A 26,662-nucleotide genomic window follows, 5' to 3' on the forward strand; every position below is an offset into this window, starting at 1 on the left:
AACGTGTCCCGATCCATGCCCGCCTCCCGCGTTCGGTATCCTTCATGATACCAAATCCGGGAATGCATAGCGAACGCGATTTGAGCCAAAAAATACACGTTGGGTGTCAATGCCTTAGGGGTGCGCGATCTGTGTGCGGGCACCCAAAGCGCGTCCTTCAACCGAGATCTCGAGTCGGGCGACCCGTGAGCCCGCCGGACGACTGCGATCCGGGGGCTCGGGTCTCTCTGCACCGTCAGTCGTGTGGTGTGGGCCGCATGTGCGGCGTCGGATCGGGCCGGGTTGGCAAAAGGGCGATGGCCGCTCCGCTTTCTCGGGATGCGGCCGCCATGTCGAATTGAGTCTGCAGGTTCATCCAGAACTGTGGGTTCGTCCCGAACCAGTGCCCCAGCCGCAGCGCCGTGTCGCCGGTCACGGATCGTTTGCCGGCGATGATCTGGCTGATCCGGTTGGGGGGCACGGCGATCTGGCGGGCCAGTTCGGTTGGACTGAGTCCCAGCTCCTCCAGCTCTTCCCGCAGAATCGCGCCCGGATGAACGGCGCGCATGAACATGGTTGGGTCTCCTGTGTCGTGGCGGTTGCCGTCAGTGGTGGTCGTCCACAAGTTCCACGTTGACGGGGCCGTCTCCGTCGTCTGGCCATTCGAAGCAGATGCGCCATTGATCGTTGACCCGAATGGAATACTGGCCGGCGCGGTCCCCTCCGAGCGATTCAAGACGGTTCCCGCGTTGCTGTCGCAGGTCATTCAGGCCCGTGGCAGCGTTCAGTCGGGACAGGCGGGTCGATGCCTGTGCTTCGATGCTCTGAAATCTCTTAACGAATTCACCTTCGGCGAAGAGGCGGGTCGCCTTGTCGCGGTAGGACCGGATCATGAAAACCTCCTGGGTCGGAAATCCGATGCTTGAAATCAGGCGGGACGTGAAATCGGCGTTTGAATATGCATCCAACACTACAAGCGGGTACGGTGTACGTCAAGCGTATGCACAAGCCCGCGCGTCCCACCTCTTCCCCCCGCGGCGGCGGCGGGGTAGCGTGCTCCGATCCATGACCCGTCTTGCCCCGATCTGAGTGCCAGGAGCCGCGTTTCCCCCATGACGACCCCGTCCCGTTCGCCTGAGTCCCCCGAGTCCGCCGAGCCGTCCTCCCTCAACCCTGGGCCGCTCGCCGGTCTGCGGGTGCTCGACCTGAGCCGGGTTCTGGCCGGACCGTTCTGCACCCAGCTTCTGGGCGACCTGGGCGCGGACATCCTGAAGGTGGAACGCCCGGGCAGCGGCGACGACACGCGCGCCTGGGGGCCTCCGTTCCTGACCGACCGCGACGGCAACCGCACGCGGGAAAGCGCCTATTACGCCTCGATCAACCGCAACAAGCGCTCGCTGGCGCTGGACCTGACCAAGCCCGAGGGTCAGGCGCTGGTGCGCCGCATGGCCAGGCAGGCGGACATCCTGGTGGAGAATTTCAAGGTGGGCGGGCTGGCGAAGTACGGCCTCGCCTACGACGACCTCAAGGACGAGTGTCCGGGCCTGATCTATTGCTCGATCACCGGGTTCGGCCAGACCGGGCCGTATGCGCCCCGGGCGGGCTACGACTATCTCGCCCAGGGCATGGGCGGCATGATGAGCCTGACCGGCCCGCCCGACGGCGATCCGGTCAAGGTGGGCAACGCCAACGCCGACCAGTTGACGGGCATGTACGCCGCCGTCGCCATCCTGGCCGCCGTGCATCACCGCGCGGCGACGGGGCAGGGTCAGCACATCGACGCCAACCTTCTGGACTCGCAGATCGCCTGGCTGACCTATCAGGCGCAGAACTGGCTGGTCTCGGGCGAGGCCCCGAAGCGCCACGGCAACGCCCATCCCAACATCGTGCCCTATGACACCTTTCCGGCGGCCGACGGGCACCTGATCCTGGCGGTGGGCAACGATTCCCAGTTCCGTCGCTTCTGCGAGGTGGCGGGGCGGCCGGAGATGGCGGAGGATCCGCGCTTCCTCACCAACGCCGACCGCATCGCGCACCGCGAGGCGCTGACGGACATTCTGCGCCCGCTGATCGCCACCCGCCCGCGCGACGCTTGGCTGGCCGACCTGGAGGCGGTGGGCGTGCCCAGCGGCCCCGTCAACAGCATCCCCGACGTATTCGCCGACCCGCATGTGCTGGCGCGCGGCATGACGGTGGACATGGCCCGGCCGGACAGCGACGAGGCGCTGACCCTCATCGCCAACCCGCTGCGTCTGTCGGCGACGCCGCCCACCTATCGCCGCCCGCCGCCCGGGGTGGGGCGGGACACGGACGCGATCCTGGCGGACGTGGGCCTGTCGGCGGCGGAGGTCGCCGATCTGCGCGCCGCCGGCGTGATCGCGTAGGGGCGCGCCCGACTGTCTTCCATGTTTGACTGGATCGGTCCGCCCCATTCGTGCGAGCCTTCCGGTTCCGCATGACCGACCGCCGTACCCGGAGACCCCGCTTGACCACACCCGCCCCGCCGTTCATCGCCCGCCCCACCCAGGGCAGTTCGCGGTTCCGTGTCTGGCCGGGCACGCCCCACAATCTGGGGGCCACCTGGGACGGGTCGGGGACCAACTTCGCGCTGTTCTCGGCCCATGCGACGGCGGTGGAGCTGTGTCTGTTCGACGACACGGGCGCGCAGGAAATCGCCCGCATCCCGCTGCCCGAGCACACCCACGAGGTCTGGCACGGCTATCTGCCGGATGTCCGCATCGGGCAACTGTACGGCTTCCGGGTCCACGGCCCCTACGCCCCCGACGCCGGCCACCGCTTCAACCCGAACAAGCTGCTGCTCGATCCCTACGCCAAGGCGCTGGCGGGACATGTGACGTGGCATGACGCGCTGTTCGGCTATGTGGTCGGCGATCCGGACGGCGACCTGTCGTTCTCCACGGCCGACAGCGCGCCCTACATGCCCAAGTGCCAGGTGGTGGATACGGCCTTCACCTGGAGCGCCGAGCCGTTTCAGGGGCGCCCCTGGCACGACACCATCATCTATGAAATGCACGTGCGCGGCTTCACCATGCGCCATCCCGAGGTGCCGGTGCCGCTGCGCGGGACCTTCGCGGGTCTGGCCGAGGCCCCGGTGGTGGAATACCTGAAGGACCTGGGCGTGACGGCGGTGGAACTGCTGCCGGTGCATGCCTTCCTGCACGACCGCCACCTGATCGACCGGGGGGTGCGGAACTACTGGGGCTACAACACCATCAGCTTCTTCGCGCTGCATCCGGAGTATCTGGGCAAGGGCGGCGTGAACGAGTTCAAGATCTTCGTGCAGGTGATGCATGACGCGGGGATCGAGGTGATCCTGGACGTGGTCTACAACCACACGGCCGAGGGCAATCACTTGGGCCCGACGCTGTCGTTCCGGGGTATCGACAACGCCAGCTATTATCACCTCATGGGCGACGCCCCGCGCTACTACAACGATTTCACGGGCACCGGCAACGCGCTGGAACTGCGGCATCGCAACGTGCTGCGCATGGTCACGGACTCGCTGCGGTACTGGGCCGAGGACATGAAGGTGGACGGCTTCCGCTTCGACCTCGCGACCACGCTGGCGCGGGTCAACGGCGCCTATGACCAGCACGCCGGGTTCCTGGACGCGGTGGCGCAGGACCCCGTCCTGTCGCGCAAGAAGCTGATCGCCGAGCCCTGGGACACGGGCATGGGAGGCTATCAGGTGGGCGGGTTCCCGCCCGGCTGGGCCGAGTGGAACGACAAGTATCGCGACACCGTTCGCAAGTTCTGGAAGGGCGACAACGGTGTTCTGCCGGAGTTCACGTCGCGCCTGTCCGGCTCCGCCGATGTCTACAACCACCATGGCCGCAAGCCCTGGGCCAGCGTGAACTTCATCACCGCCCACGACGGGTTCACGCTCAACGATCTGGTCAGCTACAACGACAAGCACAACGAGGCCAACGGCGAGGACAACCGCGACGGCCACTCCGACAATCTGTCGTGGAACCACGGCGTGGAGGGGGCCACCAACGATCCCGGCATTCTCGCGCTGCGCCGACGCCAGCGCCGCAATTTCCTGCTGACCCTGCTGATCTCTCAGGGCGTGCCCATGCTGGTGGCGGGCGACGAGTTCGGCCGCAGCCAGAAGGGCAACAACAACGCCTATTGCCAGGACAACGACCTGAGCTGGATCGACTGGCCGGGCATCGACGCCGCCGGCCGCGACCTGCTGGCGTTCACCCGCGCCCTGATCCGCCTGCGCCGCGAGCATCTGGTGTTCCACCGCTCCCGCTTCTTCCAGGGCGACGTGATCCCGGGCACCACCGACAAGGACGTGACCTGGCTGCGCCCGGACGGGCGGGAGATGACCGAGGAGGACTGGCACAACCCGGCCGCCAAGACGCTGGGCATGCTGCTGTCCGGCGAAGCGGGCCTGACCCACCTGACCGAAAGCGGCGAGCCGGAGCCGGACCAGACGTTCCTGGTGTGGCTCAACGGCTCGCACCTGGACATGACCTGCCGCAACCCGCCGCTGCCCGCCGGCCAGCGCTGGCATGTGGAGGCCGATACCCTGGCCGCCGGGCCGCGCCACAACGCCGCCGGCGCGCGCACGGTGGGACAGAAGAAGGCCGCGGCGTCCAAGAAGGGGCGGGTGTTCGTCGCCGCGCGCTCGGCCCTCATCCTGTCGCGTCAGGACGCCTCGTCCAAGGACCGCGACGGCTTGGGCCACGGCCAGCCGGGCAGCAACCCCCTGGCCCGTCCGGCGTTCTAGCCGGGTTCGGGTTGGCCGTCCCGTCTCACGCCCGCTGTTCCGGTTCCCGTTGCCTGCGGAGGCATGCCCCATGCAGACCGACCCCCCGCCCACGCCGACACCCACGACCCGTCACGACATGCCGTTCGGCCCCCGGCCCCTGGCCGGTGGGGGGATGGCGTTCAGCGTGTGGGCGCCCGACGCGGACGCGATCGCGCTGGAAATCGTCACCGGAACGGAAGCCCACGGCCTGACCGTGGCCGAGAGCCATCCCATGACGGCCGAGGGCGGCGGCTGGTGGCGCGCCGTGGTGCCCGATGCCGGTCCCGGGACCCTGTACCGCTTCCGGCTGCCGGATGGGCTTGCCGTGCCCGATCCGGCCTCGCGCTGGCAGCCGTTCGATGTGCACGGCCCCAGCCGGGTGGAGGATCCCGGCGCCTTCGCCTGGCGGCACGAGGACTGGCGCGGCCGGCCCTGGCACGAAACGGTGCTGTACGAACTGCACCCGGGCACCTTCAGCCGCGAGGGCACGTTCGCGGGCATCGAGGCGCGGCTGGACCACCTCGCGGACCTGGGGGTGACGGCCATCGAACTGATGCCGGTCGCCGATTTCCCGGGCCGCTGGAACTGGGGCTATGATGGCGTGCTGCTGTTCGCGCCGGATTCCACCTACGGCACGCCGGACGACCTGAAGCGGCTGATCGACGCCGCCCACGGGCGCGGGCTGATGGTGTTCCTGGATGTGGTCTACAACCACTTCGGCCCGGAAGGGAACTATCTGCACTGCTACGCCACGTCCTTCTTTGACCCTGAGGTGCATACCCCCTGGGGTGCCGCCATCGACTTCGCCCGCCCCGAGGTGCGCGACTTCTATGTGCACAACGTCCTGTTCTGGCTGGAGGAATACCGCTTCGACGGGCTGCGCTTCGATGCCGTCCACGCCATCGAAGATTCGTCGTCGGAACACATCCTCGACGAGATCGCCCGGCGGGTGCGCGCACACTTCGCCGGGTCGGGGCGGCATGTGCATCTGGTGCTGGAGAACGACGACAACGCCGCGCGCTTCCTGGGGCCGCCGGGCGCGCGCTATGACGCGCAGTGGAACGACGACTATCACCACATCATCCACCACCTGCTGACCGGCGAGGCCCACGGCTACTACGAGGACTACGCCGACGACCCCATGGACCGGCTGGCGCGCTGCCTGACCGAGGGGTTCGACTATCAGGGCACCGCCTCGGCCCATCGGGACGGCGCGGCGCGCGGCACGCCGAGCGCGGACCTGCCGGTGACCGCCTTCGTGGACTTCATCCAGAACCACGACCAGATCGGCAACCGCGCCGTCGGCGACCGGCTCACGGCGCTTGCGCCGGATGCCGCCGTCGTCGCCGCGCTGGCCCTGCTGCTGCTGGCCCCGCGCCCACCGATGCTGTTCATGGGCGAGGAGTGGAGCAGCCGTCAGCCGTTCCTGTTCCATGTGGACTTCGGCGAGGACCTGCGCGAGCCCGTGCGCGAGGGCCGGCGGGGCGAGTTCGCCCGCTTCCCCGGGTTCTCGGACCCGGACGCGCGGGCGCGCATCCCGGATCCCTTCGCGCGCGAGACCTTCACCGACAGCCGGCTGGACTGGGAGACCCTGGAGGCCGAGGACCACGCCACCCGCCTGCGCTGGATCAAGGGTCTGCTGGAGACCCGGCGGACGGCCGTCACGCCGCTGCTGCCCACGCTGCGCCCGGTCACGGCCGAGCGCTTCGGCGCGCGCGGCCTGCGGGTCACCTGGCACGATCAGGCCGGACCCCATCTGGTGGTGGTCATGAACCTGGGGCCGGATCCGGTGGATCCGCCGGTGCCGCATCGGCCCACCGGCCCGGCGTTGATGGCCGTGCCCGACGAGGCCCTGGCCGCGCTGCGCAACGGCGATCCGCTGCCGCCCTGGTCGGTGGTCTGGGCGCGTAGTGCGTAATACCAACGGCATCTGACGATGACCGTTGAAGTCCGTGGCCGGCCCTCTCCCCCACCCGGCCACCCACGAAAGTATCCCCAAGGGAAAGGTTGGGGGTGGCCGGGTGGGGGAGAGGGCCGGTGCCGCTGGGCGGGTGAGTCACACTCACCCGCCGCTGGTATCAGGACAAGAGCGGGCCAGGATCATTGCCGGTCAGCAGGGTGCGGGCGAGCGGCAGGGTGATCGGCTGGCTGCGCGACAGGGCCAGCGTGTCCAGGCGGGCCACGATGTCCCGCGCGGCGGCGAACGAGCGTTCCATGCGCCGGGTCAGGTAGCGGATGACCTCGGGCGAGACCACCACCTGCCGGTCCGCGAACAGCTTGATGAGCACCATCTCCAGCAATTCGGCGTCCGGCGGCGTGATCTCGGCCATCGGGATCGCCGTCAGCCGCGATTGCAGGTCGCGCAGGGCCACCGGCCAGCGGGCCGGCGGCACCTCGGCCGTCAGCAGCACGTGGCCGCCCTGTTCCCGGGCGACGTTGAGCAGGTGAAACAGGGTCTCCTCGCGCTCCGGCCCCAGCATGGGCGCGCCGGGCGGCATCTCCACCACCACGACGCGGGGCGCGGCGTCCGTAAAAAGCCCGTCCGTCAGCGCACCGTTGAGGGACGCCACGTCCGGCAGCTCCTGGATGATGGCCCCGGTCCGCGAGGCCAGCACGTGCGCCAGATGGGTCTTGCCGCAGCCCTCCGGGCCGACCAGCGCGAGCGCCGCGCCGGGCCAGTCGGGCCAGCGGTCGATCCAGGTCACGGCGGTGGCGTTGCAGGGCGCCACCAGGAAATCGGCCCGCCCCAGCGCCGGACGCGCGGGGAAGTCGAAGACCATCTGGCGGATGTCATCGCCGCCGCCCCCGCCGACGCCCCCGCTCGGCGCCCCGGTGTCGTCCATTTCGTCCGGGCTCATGCGGGACTCCCGGTGTGGGGGCCGGTCGGGCGCTCGCGCAGCCGGTGCCACGCCGTCCAGGCATAGCCCAGACCCGAGGCCACCGTGGTCACGGCCACGAGACCAATCAGCGCGGCCAGCATCACGGGTTCGCTCTCGGGCACCAGGGCCTGATGGATCATCGCGACCGCCGCCAGCACAAGCTGGGCGGCGGTGTTGACCTTGGACAGCATGGAGGGGCGCGGCGAGAACGCGCCCCACCGCAGCCGCACCAGCCCGGCGGCGATCAGGATGGCCAGATCGCGCCCGACCACCAGCCCCGCCAGCCAGACGGGCAGCGCCCCCAGCCAGGCGAGCGCCACATAGGCCCCGGACAACAGCGCCTTGTCCGCCATCGGGTCGAGCGCGGCCCCCAGGGCGCTGCGGGCGTCCAGCCGGCGGGCCAGATAGCCGTCCAGGGCGTCGGTCAGGCCGGCGACCGCGAACAGCGCCACGGCGGCGGGAAACCATCCCTCCGCCAGGCACCACAGGATCGGTCCGACCAGGACGAGGCGCGCCAGCGTCAGGGCGTTGGGGATCCAGGACCGCTTCACTGCTGGACCGATCCCCCTCCCGACGTCCCGCCCTGCGCCCACGGGTCGGGCTGGGCGGCGGCCGGTCCGCCCGGCTGCGCCGGGTCCTGGAAACCGCCCGCCGGGCTTGCCGACGGCGCCGGGGCGCGGGAGAGAATCCAGTAGCCGCCGCTTTCGCTCACCGAGATCGCGTGCGGGGCCAGCGCGGCCTCGACCCGCGCCGCGTCGCCCAGCACGGTGAGCGTGAGCTGCGCGCGGTCGCGCGTCATGGCCTGCACCTTGTAGGACCGAACCAGGGGCGCGGTGTCCAGGGCGCGGCGGATGGCCACCCAGTCGCCGAACCCGCTCAGCGAGGCCAGGGCGGTGACCTCCCGCGCGGTGCCGCCGGTGACGGTGGTCGCGCGGCGCCAGTCCGAGTCCATGCGGTCGGCCACGGACCGGGCGGCCCGGGCCAGGAAGTCCGCATCGCTCTCCCCGTCCAGGCGCTCCACCGTGGTGCCGGCGGTCCGCGCGATGGCGCGGGGCGAGCCGTAGCTGATGGTCACGCGCACGGTGTCCGGGCCGGTGCGCACGGCGTGGGTCACCAGCGCCTGGTCGCGGCCGTAGCGGTCCAGCAGCCGGCCCAGCGCGGTGCTGTCCGCCGCCAGGGCCTCTTCGGCCGTGATGCTGGTGACGTCGCGCAGGTCGCCCGTGGGCACCTCCATGGGCATCAGCACGGTCTCGCCCGCGTCCCGGGTCCGCCATGCGGTGAGCCAGGGGTTGGTGTCCTCCCACAGCACCGGCGCGGCGTTGGGGCCGTCCTGGTAGACCGGCACCACCACGACGGGCTGCGAGACGTTGGCCGCGTGCCCGATTCCCTGGCGCTGCAGCAGGTCGCGCACCGCCGCGCCGTCATAACGCACGGTGATGCGGGCGGAATAGCGCGTGTCGGTGGTGCGCTCGTCGGACAGGCTGTAGGTCTCCACCATCCGCCGCACCTGATCGGCCGGCGGCTGGGGCAGGCGGCCGTGATCGGCCGGGTCGGTGATGCCGCGCAGCATGTGCTGGAAGGCCGACACCTGGCCGGCCGCAACGGCCTGTTCGCGGGCCTGGGCGGGGTTGTCGGCGGTCGCCTCGATGGGCACGTCGCGGGCGGTATAGGCCGCGCTGGCGGCGGGCGCCTGCGCCCAGGCCGGGGCGGTGACAAGGGCGCCCGTCAGCGGGGCGGCGGCCATCGCCGCGATCCCGGCGGCTCCGGCCACCAGTCCGGCGCGCAGCAGGGCCAGCGGACGCCGGGCCCGGGCCGCCGGTGCTGTTGCATCCCAGCCCGGTTTGGCTATGGTTCCCGGCAGCCGTCCCAGCCACCCCTTCAGCGTTCGCGAGGCCGCCATTTCTACTCCCTCATCCAGCGACGGCCCCCGGTCCGGGGGCCTGACGTACAAGGCCGCGGGCGTCGATATCGCGGCGGGTGACGCCCTTGTTCAGGCGATCAAGCCCCTGGCCCGCTCCACCGTGCGCCCCGGCGCGGATGCCGCCCTGGGCGGCTTCGGCGCCGTGTTCGATCCGGCGGCGGCCGGGTTCCGCGATCCGCTGCTTGTCGCGGCGACGGACGGCGTGGGCACCAAGCTCAAGATCGCCATTGAAACCGGGCACCACGATGGCGTCGGGATCGACCTCGTCGCCATGTGCGTCAACGACCTGATCGTGCAGGGCGCCGAGCCCCTGTTCTTCCTCGATTACTACGCCACGGGGCGGCTGGATGTCGAGACCGCGCGCGCCGTGGTCGCCGGCATCGCCGAGGGCTGCCGGCAGGCCGGCTGCGCCCTGGTGGGCGGCGAGACCGCCGAGATGCCGGGCCTGTACGGCGGCGGGGACTATGACCTTGCGGGCTTCGCCGTGGGCGCCGTGGAGCGCGACCAGCTCCTGACCGGCGACCGGGTGGCCGACAGCGACGTGCTGATCGGGCTCGCCTCCAGCGGGCTGCATTCCAACGGCTATTCGCTGGCGCGCCGGGTGGTGGCCGATAGCGGGCTCGCCTGGGACGCGCCCGCGCCGTTCGATCCCGCCCGCTCGCTGGCGGCGGCGCTGCTGGAGCCCACCCGCATCTACGTGCGGCCGTGCCTGGAGGCCGTGCGCGCCGGCGCCGTGCATGCGCTCGCGCATATCACCGGCGGCGGCTTCCTGGAGAACATCCCGCGCGTGCTGCCGGATGGGCTGGCCGCGCATCTGGATGCGGCGGCGCTGCCGCTGCCGCCCGTGTTCCGCTGGCTGATGGAGACCGGCGGCATTGCGCCCCTGGAGATGGCCCGGACCTTCAACTGCGGCGTGGGCCTGATCCTGGTCGTCGCCCCCGATCGCGCCGATGAGACTCTGGAGCGCCTGGCCGGACACGGCGAGTCCGCCCGGATCGTGGGGCGCATCGGTGCGCGGGGCGACGGTTCGGCGGTCCGCATCGATGGTCTGGACGAGGCCTGGGCATGACCCAGGAGGACGCGACCACCGATCGCCGCGTGCCCGTCGCCATCCTGATTTCCGGGCGCGGCAGCAACATGATGGCGCTGGTCGAGGCCTGCGCCGATCCCGCATTCCCGGCGCGGGTCGCCCTGGTGCTGAGCAACGAGCCCGACGCCGCCGGCCTGACCTGGGCGGCGGACCGGGGGCTGCCGGTGGCCGTGGTGCCGCACCGCGACCATGAGACCCGCGCGGCGTTCGATGCCGCCATGGATGCCCGCATCCGCGAGGCGGGGGCGCGGCTGGTCTGTCTGGCCGGCTTCATGCGCCTGCTGACGCCCGGTTTCGTCGAGGGCTGGGGCGACCGGATCCTGAACGTCCATCCGGCCCTGCTGCCGGCCTTCAAGGGCCTGCACACCCACGAACGCGCCCTGGATGCCGGGGCCAAGCTGCACGGCTGCACGGTGCATCTGGTGCGACCCGAGATGGACTCCGGCCCCATCGTGGCCCAGGCGGCCGTGCCGGTGCTGCCGGACGATACTCCGGAGACGCTGGGGGCGCGCGTGCTGGCGCAGGAGCACCGGATCTATCCCCTGGCGCTGCGGCTGCTGGCCGAGGGCCGGGTGCGGGTCTCGGGCGAGGCCTGCGTGATCCAGGGGGCCGAGCCCTCCGGCGCGGCCCTGGTCAATCCCGCGCCGTGACGCGCCCAGGGCAATGGGCTCAGGTTCACATGACGGCACGGTCCGCGCGGACGGAGCAGGCCTCTCGAGATCCCTCGTCTCGCTTCGCTCACTCGGGATGGCACATTACAATTATAGGATGTCATCCTGAAGCCGCGAAGCGGCTGAAGGATCTGGAGCGTGGGTCTCCGACCCGCTGCAAGGACCTGGAAGAGCGATGCCCCTACCCTGAGCCCGGTGCCCTGGTGACCCGTTCGCGGCCTTGATCCGGCGCGCGTGGTCTCCACATGCTGATCCTGTTTGGCGTCGGCCCGGACGGTGGGCCGCGCCGGTTCGGATCAAGGGAGACTGAGGCATGTCTGCAGGGTTTCTGTCCCGGCTCGTGGGCGCAAAGCACGCCCCCCAGGACGCCAGCGACGGGGCGGGCGCGGGTCCCGCCTATCCGGTGCGCAAGTCGGAGGCCGAATGGAAGGCTGATCTGAGCCCGGAGCAGTTCCAGGTCCTGCGCAAGCACGGCACGGAACGGCCGTTCACGCACCCGCTGAACGACGAGAAGCGGGTGGGGCGGTTCCACTGCGCCGGGTGCGGCGCGCCGCTGTTCGACTCCGCCACCAAATTCGAGAGCGGGTCGGGCTGGCCCAGCTTCTACGAGCCCCTGGACGGCGCGGTGGGCACCTCGGTGGACCACGTGCTGCTGTCTCCCCGCACCGAGGTGCATTGCGCGCAGTGCGGCGGGCACCTGGGGCACGTGTTCGAAGACGGCCCGGCGCCGACGGGCCAGCGCTACTGCATGAACGGCACGGCCATGGCCTTCGACCCGGCGGACGGCGAGGCGTCCGGCCGAGGGTGAGGCCCGGGAGCGGGGCCGACGACGCCCCTCTTTTCCCGGGAGGCGGTTTCCGGTAGGGGATTCGAGACGCTCATCCACCTCAATCCCCTTCGGAACAGGATCCCCACCCCCATGCGTATCACCGATCATGCCGCCGTCGTCACGGGCGGGGCGTCCGGCCTGGGGCAGGCCACCGCCCGCGTGCTGGCCGAGGCCGGCGCCCGCGTCACCGTGCTGGATGTCAACGAGGCCGGGGCGACGGCCAGCGCCGAGACCTTCGGCGGGCTGGGCCTCGCCTGCGACGTGACCGATCCGGAGTCCGTCGCCGCCGCGCTGGCGGCCGCCGCCGAGGCCCACGGACCGGCCCGCATCTGCGTGAACTGCGCCGGCATCGTCGCCGGCGGGCGCGTGGTCGGCAAGGAGGGGCCGCACGATCTGGCCACCTTCTCGCGCGTGATCTCCATCAACCTGATCGGCACCTTCAACGTCATGAGCCAGGCCGCCGCCGCCATGGCCGCGCTGGAGCCGGAGGACGAGCACGAACGCGGGGTGATCGTCAACACGGGCTCCATCGCCGCCACGGACGGCCAGATCGGGCAGGCGGCCTATGCGGCGTCCAAGGGCGGGGTGGCCTCGCTGACCCTGCCGGCGGCGCGTGAGTTCGCGAAGTCGGGAATCCGCGTCATGTGCATCGCGCCGGGCCTGTTCCAGACGCCCATGTTCGACAGCCTGTCAGCGGACATCTATGACGCGCTCGTCAAGCGCACGCTGCATCCCCACCGGCTGGGCCGGCCGGAGGAGTTCGGCCGCATGGTCCGCGCCCTGGTCGAGAACCCGATGATGAACGGCAGCACGGTGCGGCTGGACGGCGCGTTGCGCCTGGAGCCGAAGTAGTCCGCAACGGCATCACTCCGGAGGCGGGTGCGGGCCGCTGCCCCAGACCCGGGCGATCCCCGCGAGGCCCAGGCCCACCACGGCGAAGGCGGCGAAGGTTAGGCTGTAGCCGCCGGCGTCGATCATCCAGCCGGACAGCGACGACCCCGATGCCTGCCCCACGGTGGTCGCCAGCAGCGGCACCACCGGGCCGAGGGTCGGACGATCGGCCTCGGCCATGATCCGCACCCCCTGGACCAGGTGAAACCCGGTCAGGGTCATGTACGCGGCCCCGAAGGTGGCGGCGGACAGCAGGGCGAGCCCCAGCACGTCCGGTGTCGCGGCGGCCAGGGCCAGGGCCCCGGACATCAGGGCCAGCGCCAGGGCGTGGGTGCGGCCCGGTCCCAGCCGGTCGATCAGGTCGCCGGCCGTGCCGCCCACGAGGCCCGCCAGCCCCACGGCGAGCCACATCCAGCCGCTGTCGCCCGGAGTCAGCCCGCCCTGGCGGACCACCAGATCGGGCGCGAACACCCAATAGACGTTGCTCACCAGGCCCATGCCGCCGGCCATGGCGCCCAGGCGGGTGATCGCGGCCCAGCGCTCGCGGCCCACGGGGCCCGGCGCGGCGCGGGCCGGTTCCTGGTCGCGATGCCGCGGCAGGAAGAGCAGGGCCGCCACCGCGCCGAGGGCGGCGACCAGGGCGAACCCCAGATAGGTGGGGCGCCAGTCCCCCATCAGCAGCACCATGGCCGGCATGGCCAGCGCCACGCCGATGCTGGTGCCGGCGTTGTGGACGGCGTTGACGCGGCCCCGCACGGATGGGCGGACCGCCTGGTTGACGGCCAGGGCCATGGCCGGCGAGGACAGCCCGGTGCTGACGCCGCAGATGGCCACCCCGGCCCCCAGCACGAGCACGCCGGGCGCCAGCGCGATGGCCGACAGGCCGGTGGCCGCGAGCCCGGCCGCCAGCCCGCCCGCCGCGCGGGGTCCGATGGTCCGGCTGACCGGGGGGCCGGCCAGCACACCGATGATGAAGCTCAGGAAGGGCAGCGCGCCAACGAAGCCGGCGTTGGTCGCGGTCAGGCCGAGGTCGTCGCGGATGGCCGGCAGGAACAGGCCGAACACGAACCGGGCCAGGCCGTAGGTGATGGCGAGGATCGCGCCGCCCAGCAGGGCGATGCCCAGGGCGGTGGGCTGGCGCGGGCCGGCGCGCTCGCGCCCCGCCGCGGGTCGCAATCGGCCCAGTCCGAGCGATGCCGTCATGACCGGCCTCCCACGTCGCGCGGGGCGGCCGCGCGACTCAGGCGCGGCCACCCGAGATGTTGGCGGTGTCTCGCGGGTGGCGAGACGATGCAGGCCCACAAAACGCGCGAGGACGGCGGTTCGTTCCAGGGGGAGGACGGATGGCGCCGCTCAGATCAACCCGCTCGGCCGATGACGCCAGGTCATGGGCCGAGCGGCCGGCGCGACTGCACCGGCGCCGCGAAGCGGCGTATGGCTCATATCAAAGCGTCTCCACCCGGTAGCCCAGGCCCAGCGCCTCGGCCGTGTTGGAGACCGTGGCCAGGCAGGCGGCCGCGCGGCCGGGCGGGATCGCCACCGCCGCGCGGATGACGTACTGACCGGGATCATGCGGCATCTGTTGCGAATTCAGGGTGGCGATGTTGGCCTCGAAGTCGCCGAACACCTCCGCCAGGCGCGTGACCAGCCCCGGGCGGTCGCCGCCGGACACATAGACCCGGTGCGTGATCGCCGGTCCGCCGTCGGTGCCGGCCCAGGCGTCGTAGGGGGTGACCGTGATCTCGGCCTCCGCCGCTTGCGGCAGGTCGGCGACGGCGCGCTTGACCTGATCGGCGTCGATGTCGTCGGCGACGGTGATGACGGCCGAGAACTCGGCCCCCTGGCCCAGCACCGCGAACCGGGTGTCGCCCAGGTTGGCGCCCAGATCGAACAGCGCCCCGGTCAGGGCCGCGACCAGACCCGTGCGGTCGGAACAGAACACCTGGACGTGCAGGCTGTGCGGCATGACGGTTGCTCCTTCTTGTCGTTTTTGACGATCAGCCCTGCTCGGCCATCCACGCCGTCAGGCGCGCGGCGGCCTCGGCCATGTCCTCGGTGCTGCCCGCGAACGAGACCCTGACGAAGCGGTGCCCCTGGTCGGCGTCGAAGTCCAGGCCGGGCGTGATCGCCACCCCGGTTTCGCGCAGCACCCGGGCGCAGAACGCCGGGCTGTCATTGGTCAGCCGCGAGACGTCGGCGTACAGGTAGAACGCGCCGTCGGCCGGGGCCAGCCGGTCGAACCCGGCCTTGGGCAGGGCATCCAGTAGCAGCGCCCGGTTGGCGGCGTAGCGGGCCACGTTGGCCTGCAGTTCTTCGGTGCAGTCCATGGCGAACAGCCCGGCGTGCTGCGACAGCGTGGGCGCCGAGATGAACATGTTCTGGGCCAGACATTCAAGCGGCCGGATCATGTCGGGCGGGGCCACCATCCAGCCCAGCCGCCAGCCGGTCATCGCGTAGTACTTGGAGAAGCTGTTGATGACGATGGCGTTTTCGCTCAGGCCGGCGGCCGACAGGGCGGGGTCCCTGTACACGATGCCGTGATAGATCTCGTCGGAGATCAGGCGCACGCCCCGGGCGTCGCACCATGCCGTCAGCGCCCGCAGCTCGTCGGCCGGGATGACGGTGCCGGTCGGGTTGGAGGGGCTGGCCAGGATGAGACCGTCGAGGGCTTCGCCGCTCTCCTCCAGCACCGCGACGGTGGGCTGGTAGCGGCTGTCCGGCCCCACGGGCAGGATCACCGGCTCGATGCCGAGCGCCTTCAGGATGTGGCGATAGGCCGGATAGCCGGGCGCGGCCAGACCGACGCGGTCGCCCGGCTCGAACGCCGCCAGAAAGGCGAGCTGGAAGCCGGCCGACGATCCGGTGGTGACCAGAATCCGCTCCGGCGGGATGGTGGCGCCGTGCTCGTCCCGGTACAGGCGGGCGATGCGCTCGCGCAGGGCGGGGATCCCCAGGGCGACGGTGTAACCCAGCGGCTCGGTCTCGATCAGGTGGGCGAGGCGCGCCGCCGCTGCGCGCGGCAGGCCGGTGCCGGGCTGGCCCACCTCCAGGTGGAACACGCGCTCGCCGGCGGCTTCGCGGGCGGCCGCCGCGCTCATGACGTCCATGACGATAAAGGGGGGCACCATCGCCCGGTCGGCGACTTTCAGGGCCATCGGGGGATCTCCAGGGAACAGGCTTTCGAACGGAAAAAGGGGCGCGGGCCTACTGCTGGCCGACCCGCATGCCCAGGCCGGCGCCGCGCGGGTCCACGGCCACGGAGCAGGACTCCGGGTCGCGGGGCAGGCCGCCGGCGCAGCGGATCAGGTTGACCAGCGCCCGGCCCAGACCGCCCGCCGAGACGCTCTGCACGGCGGCGCCGGTGCCCACGTCGTCCTTGAAGGCGGGCACACCCGCTTCGAGTGCCGCCTGTCCGGCGCCCCCGCCGGCGGCGGCCAGGGCGCCCAGGAACACCCCGGTGACGTCGTTGTAGCGCATCAGAAGCGCGATGTCGGGGCTGCGGGCATCCGGCATGGGCGCCAGCGGGAAGCCGAGCCCGTTCAGCGGCCGGCCGGTGCCGAAGGGGTGGTTGAGCGTCAGCCCGCAGGCCACCGCGCCGCCGTAGCTGTCGGCCACCGCGAAGCCGGTCGCCCCGCGCGTGCGCAGGCTTTCCGCCAGATCGGGCAGGGGGGCGAGCGACAGGCCGTCGTCGTCCGCGTCCGCCTCGGCGGTGGCCCAGTCCCGGGCGAAGCGCGCTGCGCTGTCGGGCACGGGGGCGGCGGCGTCCAGGTGCGAGCCGGAGTCCGAGATGACGGGCTCCACCCAGGTCGGGCGCCAGTCCCGCAGGATCTCCTGCGACACCTCCGCCCCCTGGACGGCGGCCGCGTCGATGATCTCGCGCGCGACCGATCCGACGTGGAACTCGCCCGGGCCGACGCGCACCTGACCCAGCGCGCGGGCCAGATCCAGGGCCTGCAGGCGCTGGCCCTCGTAGACCATCGGGCCGGTTCCCAGCCACATATCGGGCGGCGCGCCGCCGAGCGCCTGGACCTCGGCCGCCAGCGCGCGAGAGGCCGGGAAGCCGAAGCGGGCCAGATTCTCGGCCGGGGCCACCAGGGTTTCCCAGCGCAGCGCGCCGGCGCGGGCGTGCAGCGCGAACAGGCCGCGCGGCAGGGCGGGCACGGCGGCGGCCCCGTCCGGGCCGGGCAGGCCCGCACGGTCGTCGGGCAGGAAGTCGAGCACGGCGAGCCGGGGCTCGTCGTCCGCGTCCCGGTCCAGCAGGAGGCACACGCCGCCCCCGCCCAGCCCGGCCGAGGACGGCAGGGTGACCGTCAGGGTCAGGGCCATGGCCACGGCGGCATCGGCGGCGGTGCCGCCGGATGACAGGATGTCGCGGGCGATGACCACGGCGCGGGGCTCGTCGGCCACCACGGCGCCGGCGAAGCCCTCGACGAAGCCCACCGTGCCGGGTGGGCGGTCCGGGCCGCAGCCGGCGAGGACGAGCCCGCCGAGCGCGGCGACGGTCACCGCCAGGGCCGCGCGGCCGGGCCTGCGTTGACGCCCCGGGGGCGAGTCACTACCGTCTTGGGAGCAAGGGCCGGCGGACGGGTCCGCGACGGCGCGGGAATCGGGAGGAAAGGCGATGTTGGGGCGCATTCGAGGCCTGAGTGTCGCTGTTCTGTCGGTCGCCGTCGCGTCGATGATGATGGCGGTGGCGGTGGCCACGCCCGCGCGGGCGCAGTCGCTGATCCGGGATGCGGAGATCGAAACTACCATCCGCGCCTACGCCGCGCCACTGTTGCAGGGTGCCGGCATTCCCGTGGATGCGGTGACCTTCCGGCTCATCAACAATCCGCGCCTGAACGCCTTCGTGGCGAAGGGCAATCGGATGTTCCTGTTCACCGGGCTGGTCATGCGCACCGAAACCCCGGACGAGCTGATCGGGGTGATCGCGCACGAGATCGGGCACATCGCCGGCGGGCACCATGTGCGCCTGGACGACAACCTGGAGACCCTCACCGCCACGTCGTTGCTGGGCCTGCTGCTGGGCGCGGCCGCCGGCGCGCTGGCCGGGCGCCCCGACGTGGGGATCGCGATCGGAACCGGGGCCCAGCAGGCGGCGCTGCGCAACTTCATGACCTACAGCCGCACCCAGGAGTCCTCTGCCGACGCCTTCGCCCTGAAGGCGCTGGAGCGCGAGGGCCTGCCGGCCGACGGCCTGCTTGAGTTCATGCACGAGCTGGAGTCCCAGGAGGCGCTGACGCCGGAGATGCAGGACCCCTACATGCGCACCCACCCGCTGACCCGTGATCGCATCCGGGCGGTGGAAAACCGGGTGGCCTCTGCGCCGCCGGGGGTGCGCGCGGTGCCGGCGCCGTGGGAGGACATGCACGCCCGCATGCTGGCCAAGCTGAACGCCTTCCTGCGGCCGCCGGGCGAGGCGCTGCGGTTGTACAAGGACCGCGAGGACATCGCCGGGCGCTACGGGCGGGCCATCGCCCATTATCGGGCCGTCGAGATGGACCCGGCGCTGGCGCTGATCGACGGCCTGATCGCCGACGAGCCCAACAACCCGTACTTCCATGAACTCAAGGGCCAGATGCTGTTCGAGAACACGCGCGTGGCCGAGGCCCTGCCGTCCTACGAACGCGCCGTCTCGCTGCTGCCGGAGGAGCCGCTGTTGCGGGTCGCCCTGGCCCACGCCCAGATCGAGAGCGGGGATCCCGCCCTGCTGGAGCCCGCCCAGGACAACCTGCGCAACGCGCTGAGCCGCGATCCGTCCAGCGCGCTTGCGTGGCGGCTGCTGGGGCAGGCGTACGGACGCGCCGGTGACGCGGCCATGGCGGACTATGCCATGGCGGAAACCGCGCTGCGTTCCGGCGACTATGAGAGGGCGCTGTTCCACGTGGGCCGCGCCGAAACGCAACTCAAGCGCGGCGCGCCCACCTGGCTGCGGCTGCAGGACATCCGCGGCGAGGCCGAGCGCCGCCGGGATGATGGGTGAGTCCCCTCGCGCGGTTCCGCCCCGTCCGTTCCTTGATAGAGACCCGATCAGAGACCCGCCATGCTTGCCATTCGCCTGTCGTTCTATGCCGTCGCCGTCGTGTTCGCGCTTCTGGGGGCGCTGCAGGCGTGGCACGCCGTTGATGCCTTCAGCGCCGCGGCGCCGGACACGACGGGGGGGCTCGTCGCGGCGGTCGCGGCGCTGGGCTGCGTGATCGCCGCCCTCGGCACCGTCAAGGTGACGCGGGACCTGGAGCGAACATAGCCCGTGGCCCGCCCGCTCCCCAACGGGGGCACGCAGCGTCTTCCGCCTGAATGACCGCCCGACAAAAAAAGGTTCATCGCGCAAAATCGGGGTCGCGTGGTTTCCGGACCGTAGCGGCCACCCGAGACAACCCCTCCCCAACCCTCCCCATTCCATGGGGAGGGAGTCCGTCTGGCGTCTGGTGGACCGGGACTCCTCCCCCATCCATGGGGGAGGTTGGGAGGGGGTTCAGGCTCGAAGCGCGACGCCATTTCAGCCATGGCCGCCCCTATACGGCGGGGGCGCCGAACCCGGTCCACATCACGTGATCCGGCGCAGCAGGGCGACCAGGGTGGCCTGCTCCTCGGCCGACAGCGGGTCCAGGGTACGGGTCGTGATCTCCCGCGCCCGGGGCAGGGCGGCCTCCACCGCCCGCTGGCCGTCCTCCGTCAGGGCGATCAGGTGCAGCCGCTTGTCCCCCGGCGCCGGGCGCTTCTCCACCAGCCCGCGCGCGCTCAGGCGGGTGACCACGCCCTTGATGGTCGCCACGTCCATGGCCGCCAGCCGGCCGAGCGCGTTCTGCGAGCACGGGCCGCCCTCGTGCAGCCGGGCCAGGGCGGCGAACTGCATCGGGGTCAGGTCGGAGCCGATGTGCTCGCCGAAAATGCTGAGGTGGCGCTGCTGGGCCTTGCGCAGCAGGAAGCCCACCTGATCGTCCAGGACGTAGCCGGCGGCCTCGTCGGCAGGCGGCGCGGTCGGGGAAGACGGTCTCGGGTTGTCGGCTGTGGTCATCGCCAAGGCGTCCCTTCATGGCATCTATCGAGCGTCGGACGGTCGCCCACCCCCACCGTCACCCCATATCCTATAGGCTTACGACGTGCTCAGGTAAAGCCGCGCGGTATGAATGCGTGTTAAAAGTTGCGCACGTGATGGGGGATCCGGGGTCGAATCGAAAACGGGTTGCGGGGCGCGAGGTCTTCTGGAACACTTCACCAAACGTGGGCACGCAAATGACTGGTGACGGTGGAAAACCCGACCGTGCGTCGGGGGCAACCGATCACCGGCGGGAGGACGGCCCCGGGCAGAGGGAGGCGACCATGGCAGCCGTGACGCCGCCGGACATCTCCGGCACGCTGGTCATCCGCAACGTGGGCCTGATGCTGTCGGGCGATCTGGCCCGACCCATCCTGGACGCCGACACGGTGGTCTGTGTGGATGGCCGCATCACCCAGGTGGGCAAGGCCGCCGACTGCGACACCGAGGGCGCGGACCGGGTGGTGGACGCCAAAGGAACCACGCTCGCGCCCGGCCTGATCGACAGCCACGTGCACCCCGTGTTGGGTGACTGGACTCCGCGCCAGAGCCAGTTCAACTGGATCGACAGTTTTCTTCACGGCGGGGTCACCACGATGATCTCGGCCGGCGAGGTTCATACACCGGGCCGCCCCAAGGACATTCCGGGCCTCAAGGCCATGGCGATCTTCGCGCAGCGCAGTTTCCTGAACGCGCGGCCGGCGGGCGTGAAGGTCCATGCGGGCGCGCCCGTCATCGAACAGGGCATGACCGAAGAGGACTTCAAGGAGCTGGCGGCGGCCGGGGTCAAGCTGCTGGGCGAGGTGGGTCTCGGCAGCGTGAAGGCCGGCGACGAGGCCAAGCGGATGGTCGCCTGGGCGCGCAAATATGGCATCCAGTCCACCATCCACACCGGCGGGCCGTCCATCCCCGGGTCCGGCCTGATCGACGCCGACGTGGTGCTGGAGGCGGACGCCGACATCATCGGCCACATCAACGGCGGTCATACCGCGTTGCCGCAGGACCAGGTCCGCTGCCTGTGCGAGGGCTGTGCGCGGGGCATCGAGATCGTGCACAACGGCAACGAGAAGATGGGCCTGTTCGCCATGCGGACGGCCTTCGAGCTGGGCACGCCCGAGCGGGTCATCCTGGGCACGGACAGCCCGGCGGGCTCTGGTGTGCAGCCGCTGGGGATCCTGCGCATGATTGCGCTGCTCTCCAGTCTGGGCGATGTCCCGGCCGAGGTGGCGGTCTGCTTCGCCACCGGCAACACCGCGCGCATGCGCGACCTGGACTGCGGCCTGATCGAGCCGGGCCGCGCCGCCGATTTCATCGTCATGGACCGCGCCCAGCACACCGCCGGCAAGACGCTGCTGGAAAGCATCCAGCTTGGCGATCTGCCCGGGATCAGCATGACCATCATCGACGGTGTGGTGCGCTCCGGTCGGTCCCGCAACACACCGCCGGCCGAGCGGCTGGCGGCGGTGGTCTGAGGGACTTTCCCGCCATGCCCCGCTATGTCCGTGCCCGCACCCTGGACGAGGCGCTGGATCGTCTGGCCGCCGGCCGCTGGCGGGTGATCGCCGGCGGCACGGACGTGTTTCCGGCGCTGGCGGACGGCCAGCCGGGGCGCGAGGACATGCTGGACATCACCGGCCTCGCCGCCCTGCGCGGCATCCGCTTCGACGAGTCGGCCCGGGCCTGGCGGCTGGGGGCGCTGGCCACCTGGACGGACGTCCGGACGGCGGCCGACCTGCCGCCCTGGTTCCGTGCCCTGAAGCTGGCCGCGCGCGAGGTGGGCGGGGTGCAGATCCAGAACGCCGGCACGGTGGCGGGCAACCTGTGCAATGCCTCTCCGGCGGCGGATGGGGTGCCGCCGCTGCTGGCTCTGGACGCGCGGGTGGAGATCGCCGGGCCGGGCGGGGTGCGGGTGGAGCCGCTGGCCGCGTTCATCACCGGGGTGCGCCGGACCACCCTGGCCCCGGACGAGATGGTGACGGCGATCCTGGTGCCCGATCCGGGCCGGCCGGGGGCGTCGGACTTCCTCAAGCTGGGCACGCGGCATTCGCTGGTGATCTCCATCGCCATGGTGGCGGTGGTGCTGTGGCGGGACGAGGCCGGCGCGATCGCGGCGGCCGGGGTGTCCGTGGGCTCGTGCGCGCCGGTCGCGGTGCGCCTGGGCGCGCTGGAGGCGCGGCTCGTCGGTCAGCCGCCGGGGACCGATCTCGCGGCGTTGGTTCACGAGTCGGACGGAGACGCCCTGTCGCCCATCGACGACGTGCGGGCCAGCGCGGCCTATCGCCGCGAGGCCGCGCTGACCCTGGTCCGCCGATCCCTGGCGCGGTGCGGGGAGGCCGCCGCATGACGGATCCTGTGCCCGTTTCATTCACGGTCAACGGCCGGGCGGTGTCCGTCCCGGTGGAGCCCATGCGCCGCCTGACCGAGGTGCTGCGCGAGCAGTTGGGCCTGACCGGAACCAAGGTGGGCTGTGACGCCGGCGACTGCGGCGCCTGCACGGTGCTGCTGGACGGCGCGCCGGTCTGCGCCTGCATGGTCCCGGCGGGCCGCCTGGAGGGGGCCGACGTGGAAACCGTGGAAGGACTCGCCGGGCCGGATGGCTCGTCCAGTGCCTTGCAGGAGTCGTTCCTGCGCCATGGCGCCGCGCAATGCGGCATCTGCACGCCCGGGATGCTGATGACCGCCACCGCCCTGCTGCGAGAGACGCCGCATCCCGGCGCGGCCGAGGTGATCGACGCCCTGGGCGGGGTGCTGTGCCGCTGCACCGGATACCGCAAGATCATCACGGCCGTGATGCGCGCCAACGACCCCGTGCCCTTGGCCGAGACGCCGGCCGCCGGGGGCGCGGTGGGCGCGCGCGTGGACCGCCTCGACGGCCGACCCAAGGTGTTGGGCTCGGACGTGTTCGGGGCGGATGCGTGGCCGGCGGATGCCCTGCGCGTGCGCGTGCTGCGCAGTCCGCACCACCGCGCCCGGTTCCGCTTCGGCGATCTGGATGCCTTCACGGCCGCGCATCCGGGACTCGTCCGGGTGCTGACCGCCGCCGATGTGCCGGGGCGCAACCTGTTCGGCGTCATTCCGGCGCTGGCCGACCAGCCGGTGTTCGCCGAGGGCGAGGCGCGCTACCGGGGCGAGGCCGTCGCCGCCGTGGTGGGCGAGGACGCGGCCGTGCGGCATCTGGACCTGGAGAGTCTGCCCGTCACCTGGGAGCCGCTGGATCCGCTCCTGGATCCCGAGGCCGCGCGTGCCGAGGGCGCGCCGCTGGTCCACGCCGGCCGTCCCGGCAACGTGCTGGCGCGCGGGCTGGTCCGGCGCGGCGACGTGGACGGCGCCCTGTCCGATCCCGATCCGGATGTGGTGACGGTCGCGGGAACATCGTCCACCGGCTTCGTCGAGCATGCCCCCATCGAGCCGGAATCGGGGTTTGCGCAGCGCGTGGGCGACCGCATCGAGATCGTGGCCTGCACCCAGGCGCCCTACATGGACCGGGACGACACCGCCGCCATCCTGGGGCTGGATCCGGAGGCGGTGCGCATCATCCCCACCGCCGTCGGCGGTGGCTTCGGCACCAAGCTGGACCTGTCGGTGCAACCCTATGTGGCGCTCGCCGCCTGGATCACGGGACAGCCGGCGCGGCTGGTCTACACCCGCGCCGAGTCCATGGCCGCGACCACCAAGCGGCATCCCTCGCGGCTGTCCGCCCGGGTGGCGGCGCGGCGCAGCGACGGCCGGCTGGTCGGGTTGGACTTTTCCGGGATGTTCGATACCGGGGCCTATGCCTCGTGGGGACCGACGGTGGCGAACCGGGTGCCGGTGCATGCCTCCGGGCCCTATCAGGTGCCGCACTACCGCGCGCGGTCGCTGGCGGTGCACACGAACGGGCCGCCCTCGGGCGCGTTCCGGGGCTTCGGGGTGCCGCAGTCGGCCGTCCTTCAGGAAACCCTGTTAGACGAACTGGCCGATGCCCTCGGCCGCGACCGGCTGGACTTCCGGATCCTGAACGCGCTGGAGGCAGGGCGACCCACCGTCACCGGGCAGGTGTTCGCGCAGGGTGTCGGCATCCGCCGCTGCCTGGAGGCGCTGCGGGAGGACTGGACCCGCGCCCGCGCCGAGGTCGCCGCCGCCAACGCCCGCGCCGAGGCCGAGGGCCGCCCGGAGCGGCGCGGGGTGGGCGTGGCCGGCATGTGGTACGGCTGCGGCAACACCTCGCTGCCCAACCCTTCCACCATCCGCGTCGGGCTGACGGCGGACGGCCGGGTGCGGCTGCATCAGGGCGCGGTGGACATCGGTCAGGGCTCCAACACCGTGGTCGCCCAGATCTGCGCCGATGCGCTGGGACTGCCGCTGGCCTGCGTGGCGCTGGTGGGGGCGGATACCGACCGCACGCCGGACGCGGGCAAGACCTCCGCCTCGCGCCAGACCTTCGTGACCGGCAAAGCGGCGGTCCTGGCCGGGCGCGCGCTGCGGGACCGGATCCTGCTGCGCCTGAACGCGCCGCCGGATGCCGCCCTGGCGTTGGACGGTACGGTTCTGAGGGCCGGCGAACGCTCGCTGGATCTGGCCACGCTGGCGGGGGAGGCCGATGCCCACGGTCTGGTGCTGGCGGCCGAAGAGACCTTCGATCCGCCCACCGCGCCGCTCGACGAGAACGGGCAGGGCGAGCCCTACGCCGCCTTCGGCTGGGGGGCTCATCTGGCCGAGGTGCGGGTGGACCTGGACCTTGGGCGGGTCTACGTCGAACGCCTGATCTGCGCCCACGATGTGGGCCGGGCGGTCAATCCCACCCTGATCGAAGGGCAGGTGGAGGGCGGTGCGTCCCAGGGTCTGGGCCTCGCGCTGATGGAACGCTACGTCCCCGGCCTGACCGAGGACCTGCACGGCTATCTCATCCCCACCGCTGGCGACATGCCCGAGGTGGTCACGCGCCTGATCGAGGACCCGGATCTGCACGGGCCCTACGGCGCAAAAGGGATCGGCGAGCAGGTGCTGATTCCCACCGCGCCCGCCATCCTGAACGCCATCCGCGACGCCACGGGCGTGGTCGTGCGCGACCTGCCCGTGACCCCCGACCGCCTGCGCGCCGCGCTGCGCGCCCCTCTGGAGACCCCCGCATGACCGACGAGTCCGCCGGCAAGATCCGCTGCGATGCCTGCCCGGTGATGTGCTACATCGCCGAGGGCCACGCCGGCGCCTGCGACCGCTATGCCAACGTGGCGGGCGACCTGACCCGCGTCGATCCGCTGGTGGTGCTGGATGGGGCCGTTCAGGAGGGCCGCAACGTGGTGCCCTTCATGGCTTCGGCCGGGGAGTGGGATGGCGACCTGGTGACCTCCGGCGCCCACTTCGTCACCGCCGTCGGCGCGGGCACCACCTACCCCGACTACAAGCCGGCGCCGTTCATCGTCGCGTCCGAGGTGGACGGCGTGGACATGGTCACCGTGGTGACCGAGGGCATCTTCAGCTATTGCGGCGCCAAGGTGAAGATCGACACCGACCGCCACCTGGGGCCGGAACGGGCCCTGGTGCGGCTGGATGGCGAGCCCGTCGGCCATGTCACGACGGGCGAATACGGCTCGCAGATGCTGGCCATCGGCGGCGTGAACCATCTGACCGGCGGCGGCAAGAAGGAGGGCCGCAACACCTGCTGCGCCATCATGGACCTTTGCAACCGCGAGGCCGTGGATCTGACCGTGGACGACGGCGTGTCCATCGTGGTGCAGGCCGGACAGGCCCCCATCATCGACGGTCAGACGGAAACCCGCATGCGGGTGGGCTGCGGCTCCGCCACCATCGGCATGTTCGCCCGGCAATGGGTGGACTTCGTGGACGAGGTGGTGGTGGTGGATGACCACATCACCGGCGTGCTGTCGGAGCATCAGGCCGGCAAGCTGCTGGACGTGCCGCCCACGGGGATCACCATGCGCGGGCGTCGCTCCACCCCCGGGCGCTATTTCCAGGTGGCCCGGCCCGGCACCGGCTGGGGCGGCACCGACGTGACCGATCCCCTGACCATCCTGGGGTCCTGGAACCCCAAGGTGGCCCGCCCGGGACTCACGCTGCTGATGGTCTCCACCACCGGCGACCACGCGCAATACTATGTGCTGGACGACAGCCTGACCCCGCAGCTCGCACCCATGCCGGGGCCGCTGAAACGCTCCGTCGCGCTGATCCAGGAGAACTGCGAACCCGCGCTGTGCTCCGTGCTGTTCATCGGCGGGGCCGGTGGGTCCCTGCGCGCCGGGGTGACCGAGAACCCGGTCAAGCTGACGCGCTCGGTCAAGGACCTGCTGACCTATGTGTCGAGCGGCGGCGCGCCGGTGTTCGTCTGGCCGGGCGGCGGCATCACTTTCATGGTGGACGTCACCCGCATGCCCGCGCGCTCGTTCGGGTCGGTGCCGACGCCGGCCGTGGTGGCTCCCATCGAATTCACGCTGCGCCTGTCGGATTACGAGACCCTGGGCGGGCACATGGATCATGTGGTTCGGCTGGACAGCGTGCGCGGCGTGACCCGGCGCAGCGACCTGATGGCCAGCCCGGACAATCCGTGGCCGACCCACCACAAGAACTTCCGCTGGTAGACGGGGAG

General features: G+C 71.6%; 23 protein-coding genes. 13 read left to right on the forward strand and 10 right to left on the reverse strand.

Going from position 1 to position 26,662, the window contains the following annotated elements; translation table 11 throughout:
• Positions 1-235: 235 nt before the first annotated feature.
• Positions 236-553, reverse strand: coding sequence for a HigA family addiction module antitoxin (locus tag GHC57_RS09545; protein WP_153343557.1), 318 nt, complete (start codon positions 551-553; stop codon positions 236-238).
• A 31-nt stretch (positions 554-584) separates the two neighbouring features.
• Positions 585-872 carry a type II toxin-antitoxin system RelE/ParE family toxin gene (locus GHC57_RS09550; protein WP_153343559.1) on the reverse strand — a complete coding sequence of 96 codons (288 nt, stop codon included), beginning with the start codon at positions 870-872 and terminating at the stop codon, positions 585-587.
• 219 nt (positions 873-1,091) lie between these two features.
• On the opposite strand from GHC57_RS09550, the gene GHC57_RS09555 reads away from it, so the two are divergent.
• The 3 genes from GHC57_RS09555 (at position 1,092) to treZ (ending at position 6,677) form a co-directional block, all read left to right on the forward strand.
• Positions 1,092-2,363 carry a CaiB/BaiF CoA transferase family protein gene (locus GHC57_RS09555; protein WP_153343561.1) on the forward strand — a complete coding sequence of 424 codons (1,272 nt, stop codon included), beginning with the start codon at positions 1,092-1,094 and terminating at the stop codon, positions 2,361-2,363.
• Between the two features lie 101 nt (positions 2,364-2,464).
• Positions 2,465-4,738, forward strand: coding sequence for a glycogen debranching protein GlgX (gene glgX / locus GHC57_RS09560; protein WP_246152235.1), 2,274 nt, complete (start codon positions 2,465-2,467; stop codon positions 4,736-4,738).
• A gap of 70 nt (positions 4,739-4,808) precedes the next feature.
• The gene (gene treZ, locus GHC57_RS09565; RefSeq protein WP_246152236.1) at positions 4,809-6,677 is read left to right on the forward strand and encodes a malto-oligosyltrehalose trehalohydrolase; all 1,869 of its coding nucleotides are present in this window, start codon (positions 4,809-4,811) and stop codon (positions 6,675-6,677) included.
• Between the two features lie 160 nt (positions 6,678-6,837).
• Here the strand turns inward: treZ and GHC57_RS09570 are convergent, their stop codons facing one another.
• The 3 genes from GHC57_RS09570 to GHC57_RS09580 are packed head-to-tail and all read right to left on the reverse strand — an operon-like array spanning position 6,838 to position 9,538.
• On the reverse strand, positions 6,838-7,617 hold the full coding sequence (locus tag GHC57_RS09570; RefSeq protein ID WP_246152237.1) for an HdaA/DnaA family protein: 780 nt from the start codon (positions 7,615-7,617) through the stop codon (positions 6,838-6,840).
• Positions 7,614-8,189 (reverse strand): CDP-alcohol phosphatidyltransferase family protein, encoded by a 576-nt coding sequence (locus GHC57_RS19320; protein WP_170294795.1) that lies wholly within the window; start codon positions 8,187-8,189, stop codon positions 7,614-7,616. The genes GHC57_RS09570 and GHC57_RS19320 overlap by 4 nt, the downstream gene beginning before the upstream one ends.
• The gene (locus GHC57_RS09580; protein WP_153343565.1) at positions 8,186-9,538 is read right to left on the reverse strand and encodes a DUF2066 domain-containing protein; all 1,353 of its coding nucleotides are present in this window, start codon (positions 9,536-9,538) and stop codon (positions 8,186-8,188) included. The genes GHC57_RS19320 and GHC57_RS09580 overlap by 4 nt, the downstream gene beginning before the upstream one ends.
• Between GHC57_RS09580 and purM the strand changes: the two genes are divergently transcribed.
• From purM to GHC57_RS09600, 4 genes are all read left to right on the forward strand, one after another.
• Positions 9,486-10,628 carry a phosphoribosylformylglycinamidine cyclo-ligase gene (gene purM / locus GHC57_RS09585; RefSeq protein ID WP_153343638.1) on the forward strand — a complete coding sequence of 381 codons (1,143 nt, stop codon included), beginning with the start codon at positions 9,486-9,488 and terminating at the stop codon, positions 10,626-10,628. The two genes, GHC57_RS09580 and purM, sit on opposite strands and share 53 nt — an antisense overlap.
• Positions 10,625-11,299 (forward strand): phosphoribosylglycinamide formyltransferase, encoded by a 675-nt coding sequence (purN, locus tag GHC57_RS09590; protein WP_153343567.1) that lies wholly within the window; start codon positions 10,625-10,627, stop codon positions 11,297-11,299. Before purM ends, purN begins: the two co-directional genes overlap by 4 nt.
• A gap of 334 nt (positions 11,300-11,633) precedes the next feature.
• On the forward strand, positions 11,634-12,128 hold the full coding sequence (gene msrB / locus GHC57_RS09595) for a peptide-methionine (R)-S-oxide reductase MsrB (protein ID WP_153343569.1): 495 nt from the start codon (positions 11,634-11,636) through the stop codon (positions 12,126-12,128).
• A gap of 111 nt (positions 12,129-12,239) precedes the next feature.
• Positions 12,240-13,001 carry an SDR family NAD(P)-dependent oxidoreductase gene (locus GHC57_RS09600; RefSeq protein ID WP_153343571.1) on the forward strand — a complete coding sequence of 254 codons (762 nt, stop codon included), beginning with the start codon at positions 12,240-12,242 and terminating at the stop codon, positions 12,999-13,001.
• 12 nt (positions 13,002-13,013) lie between these two features.
• Here GHC57_RS09600 and GHC57_RS09605 read toward each other — a convergent pair whose 3' ends face one another.
• The 4 genes from GHC57_RS09605 to GHC57_RS09620 all read right to left on the reverse strand — a co-directional run bounded on the left by GHC57_RS09605 (position 13,014) and on the right by GHC57_RS09620 (position 17,546).
• Complete coding sequence (locus GHC57_RS09605; RefSeq protein ID WP_153343573.1) at positions 13,014-14,243, reverse strand: MFS transporter; 1,230 nt, start codon at positions 14,241-14,243, stop codon at positions 13,014-13,016.
• Between the two features lie 241 nt (positions 14,244-14,484).
• On the reverse strand, positions 14,485-15,006 hold the full coding sequence (locus tag GHC57_RS09610; RefSeq protein ID WP_153343575.1) for a glycine cleavage system transcriptional repressor: 522 nt from the start codon (positions 15,004-15,006) through the stop codon (positions 14,485-14,487).
• A gap of 31 nt (positions 15,007-15,037) precedes the next feature.
• A complete protein-coding gene (locus tag GHC57_RS09615; protein ID WP_153343577.1) occupies positions 15,038-16,195 on the reverse strand; it encodes a pyridoxal phosphate-dependent aminotransferase in 1,158 nt (385 codons plus the stop codon).
• Positions 16,196-16,244: 49 nt separating this feature from the next.
• A complete protein-coding gene (locus tag GHC57_RS09620; RefSeq protein WP_170294796.1) occupies positions 16,245-17,546 on the reverse strand; it encodes a gamma-glutamyltransferase in 1,302 nt (433 codons plus the stop codon).
• Between the two features lie 115 nt (positions 17,547-17,661).
• Here GHC57_RS09620 and GHC57_RS09625 point away from each other — a divergent pair, with 115 nt between their 5' ends.
• Both GHC57_RS09625 and GHC57_RS09630 read left to right on the forward strand, forming a co-directional pair.
• Entirely contained in the window at positions 17,662-19,023 is a 1,362-nt protein-coding gene (locus GHC57_RS09625) for a M48 family metalloprotease (protein ID WP_246152238.1), read from the forward strand.
• Between the two features lie 60 nt (positions 19,024-19,083).
• Positions 19,084-19,287: a hypothetical protein gene (locus tag GHC57_RS09630; protein ID WP_153343583.1), complete on the forward strand. Its 204-nt coding sequence runs from the start codon at positions 19,084-19,086 to the stop codon at positions 19,285-19,287.
• A gap of 300 nt (positions 19,288-19,587) precedes the next feature.
• Here GHC57_RS09630 and GHC57_RS09635 read toward each other — a convergent pair whose 3' ends face one another.
• Positions 19,588-20,058 carry a MarR family winged helix-turn-helix transcriptional regulator gene (locus GHC57_RS09635; protein WP_153343585.1) on the reverse strand — a complete coding sequence of 157 codons (471 nt, stop codon included), beginning with the start codon at positions 20,056-20,058 and terminating at the stop codon, positions 19,588-19,590.
• A 305-nt stretch (positions 20,059-20,363) separates the two neighbouring features.
• On the opposite strand from GHC57_RS09635, the gene GHC57_RS09640 reads away from it, so the two are divergent.
• Genes GHC57_RS09640 through GHC57_RS09655 form a run of 4 tightly spaced genes read left to right on the forward strand, consistent with a single transcriptional unit; the run spans position 20,364 to position 26,654 of the window.
• Positions 20,364-21,551 carry an amidohydrolase family protein gene (locus GHC57_RS09640; RefSeq protein ID WP_153343587.1) on the forward strand — a complete coding sequence of 396 codons (1,188 nt, stop codon included), beginning with the start codon at positions 20,364-20,366 and terminating at the stop codon, positions 21,549-21,551.
• Between the two features lie 14 nt (positions 21,552-21,565).
• Positions 21,566-22,423: an FAD binding domain-containing protein gene (locus tag GHC57_RS09645; protein WP_153343589.1), complete on the forward strand. Its 858-nt coding sequence runs from the start codon at positions 21,566-21,568 to the stop codon at positions 22,421-22,423.
• Positions 22,420-25,191, forward strand: a complete 2,772-nt coding sequence (locus GHC57_RS09650; RefSeq protein WP_153343591.1) for a molybdopterin-dependent oxidoreductase — start codon at positions 22,420-22,422, stop codon at positions 25,189-25,191. Before GHC57_RS09645 ends, GHC57_RS09650 begins: the two co-directional genes overlap by 4 nt.
• Positions 25,188-26,654, forward strand: coding sequence for a 6-hydroxynicotinate reductase (locus GHC57_RS09655; RefSeq protein WP_153343593.1), 1,467 nt, complete (start codon positions 25,188-25,190; stop codon positions 26,652-26,654). Before GHC57_RS09650 ends, GHC57_RS09655 begins: the two co-directional genes overlap by 4 nt.
• The last annotated feature ends 8 nt before the right edge of the window (positions 26,655-26,662 follow it).

The organism is Roseospira navarrensis (assembly GCF_009601025.1).
In the GTDB taxonomy this organism is placed as follows: Bacteria; Pseudomonadota; Alphaproteobacteria; order Rhodospirillales; family Rhodospirillaceae; genus Rhodospira; species Rhodospira navarrensis.

What these genes read in the sequence shown, in the direction of transcription:
- GHC57_RS09545 (WP_153343557.1), bottom strand. Translation starts at nt 553, where the DNA reads ATGTTCATGCGCGCCGTTCATCCGGGCGCGATTCTGCGGGAAGAGCTG.
- GHC57_RS09550 (WP_153343559.1), bottom strand. Translation starts at nt 872, where the DNA reads ATGATCCGGTCCTACCGCGACAAGGCGACCCGCCTCTTCGCCGAAGGT.
- GHC57_RS09555 (WP_153343561.1), top strand. Translation starts at nt 1,092, where the DNA reads ATGACGACCCCGTCCCGTTCGCCTGAGTCCCCCGAGTCCGCCGAGCCG.
- treZ (WP_246152236.1), top strand. Translation starts at nt 4,809, where the DNA reads ATGCAGACCGACCCCCCGCCCACGCCGACACCCACGACCCGTCACGAC.
- GHC57_RS09570 (WP_246152237.1), bottom strand. Translation starts at nt 7,617, where the DNA reads ATGAGCCCGGACGAAATGGACGACACCGGGGCGCCGAGCGGGGGCGTC.
- purM (WP_153343638.1), top strand. Translation starts at nt 9,486, where the DNA reads ATGGTTCCCGGCAGCCGTCCCAGCCACCCCTTCAGCGTTCGCGAGGCC.
- GHC57_RS09580 (WP_153343565.1), bottom strand. Translation starts at nt 9,538, where the DNA reads ATGGCGGCCTCGCGAACGCTGAAGGGGTGGCTGGGACGGCTGCCGGGA.
- purN (WP_153343567.1), top strand. Translation starts at nt 10,625, where the DNA reads ATGACCCAGGAGGACGCGACCACCGATCGCCGCGTGCCCGTCGCCATC.
- msrB (WP_153343569.1), top strand. Translation starts at nt 11,634, where the DNA reads ATGTCTGCAGGGTTTCTGTCCCGGCTCGTGGGCGCAAAGCACGCCCCC.
- GHC57_RS09600 (WP_153343571.1), top strand. Translation starts at nt 12,240, where the DNA reads ATGCGTATCACCGATCATGCCGCCGTCGTCACGGGCGGGGCGTCCGGC.
- GHC57_RS09605 (WP_153343573.1), bottom strand. Translation starts at nt 14,243, where the DNA reads ATGACGGCATCGCTCGGACTGGGCCGATTGCGACCCGCGGCGGGGCGC.
- GHC57_RS09610 (WP_153343575.1), bottom strand. Translation starts at nt 15,006, where the DNA reads ATGCCGCACAGCCTGCACGTCCAGGTGTTCTGTTCCGACCGCACGGGT.
- GHC57_RS09615 (WP_153343577.1), bottom strand. Translation starts at nt 16,195, where the DNA reads ATGGCCCTGAAAGTCGCCGACCGGGCGATGGTGCCCCCCTTTATCGTC.
- GHC57_RS09625 (WP_246152238.1), top strand. Translation starts at nt 17,662, where the DNA reads ATGTTGGGGCGCATTCGAGGCCTGAGTGTCGCTGTTCTGTCGGTCGCC.
- GHC57_RS09630 (WP_153343583.1), top strand. Translation starts at nt 19,084, where the DNA reads ATGCTTGCCATTCGCCTGTCGTTCTATGCCGTCGCCGTCGTGTTCGCG.
- GHC57_RS09635 (WP_153343585.1), bottom strand. Translation starts at nt 20,058, where the DNA reads ATGACCACAGCCGACAACCCGAGACCGTCTTCCCCGACCGCGCCGCCT.
- GHC57_RS09640 (WP_153343587.1), top strand. Translation starts at nt 20,364, where the DNA reads ATGGCAGCCGTGACGCCGCCGGACATCTCCGGCACGCTGGTCATCCGC.
- GHC57_RS09645 (WP_153343589.1), top strand. Translation starts at nt 21,566, where the DNA reads ATGCCCCGCTATGTCCGTGCCCGCACCCTGGACGAGGCGCTGGATCGT.
- GHC57_RS09650 (WP_153343591.1), top strand. Translation starts at nt 22,420, where the DNA reads ATGACGGATCCTGTGCCCGTTTCATTCACGGTCAACGGCCGGGCGGTG.
- GHC57_RS09655 (WP_153343593.1), top strand. Translation starts at nt 25,188, where the DNA reads ATGACCGACGAGTCCGCCGGCAAGATCCGCTGCGATGCCTGCCCGGTG.